The 1,229-nt window shown below is 55.1% G+C and carries 1 rRNA gene; it reads right to left on the bottom strand.

The window, feature by feature from the left end:
* Window positions 1-989 (bottom strand): 16S ribosomal RNA (locus M3190_RS15185); the annotation flags it as partial.
* Window positions 990-1,229: the final 240 nt, after the last annotated feature.

Here is a 1,229-nt window from a genome sequence, read left to right as displayed (position 1 = left end):
CCCGTTCTCGTATATGTCAAGCCTTGGTAAGGTTCTTCGCGTTGCATCGAATTAATCCGCATGCTCCGCCGCTTGTGCGGGTCCCCGTCAATTCCTTTGAGTTTTAGCCTTGCGGCCGTACTCCCCAGGCGGGGAACTTAATGCGTTAGCTGCGTCACGGAATCCGTGGAATGGACCCCACAACTAGTTCCCAACGTTTACGGGGTGGACTACCAGGGTATCTAAGCCTGTTTGCTCCCCACCCTTTCGCTCCTCAGCGTCAGTAACGGCCCAGAGATCTGCCTTCGCCATCGGTGTTCCTCCTGATATCTGCGCATTCCACCGCTACACCAGGAATTCCAATCTCCCCTACCGCACTCTAGTCTGCCCGTACCCACTGCAGACCCGAGGTTGAGCCTCGGGATTTCACAGCAGACGCGACAAACCGCCTACGAGCTCTTTACGCCCAATAATTCCGGATAACGCTTGCGCCCTACGTATTACCGCGGCTGCTGGCACGTAGTTAGCCGGCGCTTTTTCTGCAGGTACCGTCACTTTCGCTTCTTCCCTGCTAAAAGAGGTTTACAACCCGAAGGCCGTCATCCCTCACGCGGCGTTGCTGCATCAGGCTTTCGCCCATTGTGCAATATTCCCCACTGCTGCCTCCCGTAGGAGTCTGGGCCGTGTCTCAGTCCCAGTGTGGCCGGTCACCCTCTCAGGCCGGCTACCCGTCGACGCCTTGGTGAGCCATTACCTCACCAACAAGCTGATAGGCCGTGAGCCCATCCCAGACCGAAAAATCTTTCCAACTGCTGACCATGCGATCGCAGCTCATATCCGGTATTAGACGCCGTTTCCAGCGCTTATCCCAGAGTCAGGGGCAGGTTGCTCACGTGTTACTCACCCGTTCGCCACTGATCCACAGAGCAAGCTCTGCTTCACCGTTCGACTTGCATGTGTTAAGCACGCCGCCAGCGTTCATCCTGAGCCAGGATCAAACTCTCCGTAAAAGAAAAATACTGACAATCACCGGAAAAAGGCGAAAGCAGCGAGTTTGAACTGACCAAAAAGATAAATCATTGCTGACTATCCATCGCCGACACCAAAGTGCCGGACTTTGATCCAAAGGAATCTCACCTCAGCCGAAGCCGAGATCGAGGTTATTTGGCATTTGACAAGTGCACGCTGTTGAGTTCTCAAGGATCGGATGCTCCCACACCACCCCCGCAAGGGCTTCGTAGTGAGGCAAC

Origin of the sequence: Microbacterium oleivorans (assembly GCF_023715745.1) — a bacterium.
GTDB lineage: Bacteria > Actinomycetota > Actinomycetes > Actinomycetales > Microbacteriaceae > Microbacterium > Microbacterium oleivorans_D.
The sequence above is the reverse complement of the archived record's forward strand: the minus strand, read 5'-3'. Positions and strand labels throughout refer to the sequence as shown.